The organism is Oleiphilus sp. HI0067, from assembly GCF_001635735.1.
On record NZ_LWFI01000282.1, the window covers coordinates 1 to 1,278 of the forward strand.

A 1,278-nucleotide genomic window follows, 5' to 3' on the forward strand; every position below is an offset into this window, starting at 1 on the left:
AATCAAAAATTCATACTCGGGATCGAGATTCATCTCGCCAGACGTTTTGATCGTGAGTGATGTGTCTATTGATTTGTTAGTTATGGTGGTTCCGGTGCCACCTAGGAAGCGAATAAATTCGCCGATGCTATTAACGACTGTTGCACCCACCAAACGCTCTAATTGTTGTAATGCCAAAAAGTGTTGGCTGCGAGAAGAACTAGCGGTGAGGGCACTGCAAATAGCGATCTCTGCCTTCGGGTATCTAGTTGCTAGTTCGTAGGCTAGGAAAAGGACCTTTGCCTCAGTCCATACGCCTATGATCCCAATACGAAGCCTGTCAGTATTGGCCTTATCAAACTCGTCCAAAGTTGCTTTTAATTCAGTGCCCTCAAAATCGTTGAGCGTGGTGCTGTTAATGATTGTAGATTCGGAAGAGCTGGCACTAAATATAAAGTCGGCGCCTTTAGTATTTTGAATGCAGTGCGGTTTGAACTGGGCTAGGTGACTGGCCTGATCCGGGCAATCTGGATTATGCCAGTCCCGAATATGAATTGTGTTTAGCTGGTTGCTCGGTTGAGCATTCGCCCAATCCATAAAACGACCGATAGGGCCTGTATCGATATCTTCGCCGATTAAGCGCTTTGATTCTTCGTGGCCGACATGTAGTTGGTTTGGGAGTGGTTCACCCGAAGCAAGAGGCTTCACGAAATCGTTCTGTAAACACTGAGTAATAAGTACAGCTGACATCCTTTATCTACTCTTTAGTATTATTCTAGATTTATTGTTATATGGCCTTCCAAGCCTGAGCAAGAACATAGCATTCTTGGTCATAGGTTTCTATAGAGTTGGGTCTCGCGTCTCGAACGTACTGGATAGCTTTTACGGGGTTTATCCCTAGTTCAGTTAATATACGTGCTGCCAATAGGCCTGTTCTGCCTAGTCCGCCGCGGCAGTGAATAACAAAAGAATCACCATGTTTGAGAGCTTCATATAATTGCGCTTTGTTTTCTGCCCAAGTGGCTTCGAAGGTGCTATCAGGTACTTGCATATCTTTAATGGGTATATGTAACCAGTTAAGTTGTGAGTTTTTGAGCGCCGTAGGAAATTGAGTTACGCCAAGAATCTCAAATTCGTGCGTTTCCATTAGCGTGATAAGCGTTTTGCCGCCCCAGGCCAAGATCGCTTCTATATCTGTGTTTAGATCACGCTCCCATCTGCCTCCATATAATCCGTCGCAAATTTTACCGGGGCAGAAGGTTAAACCAATTTTACCTTTGGCGTTTGGAGGGTGTATTT

Annotated in this window: 2 protein-coding genes; both read right to left on the reverse strand. The window is 44.8% G+C overall.

The window, feature by feature from the left end:
* Positions 1–729 (reverse strand): cysteine hydrolase family protein (locus A3739_RS03500; RefSeq protein ID WP_156502313.1); only part of this gene is annotated, 729 nt, incomplete at its 3' end.
* A gap of 37 nt (positions 730–766) precedes the next feature.
* Positions 767–1,278: cyclin-dependent kinase inhibitor 3 family protein (locus tag A3739_RS03505; protein ID WP_068500335.1), on the reverse strand; the 512-nt coding region annotated here is incomplete at its 5' end.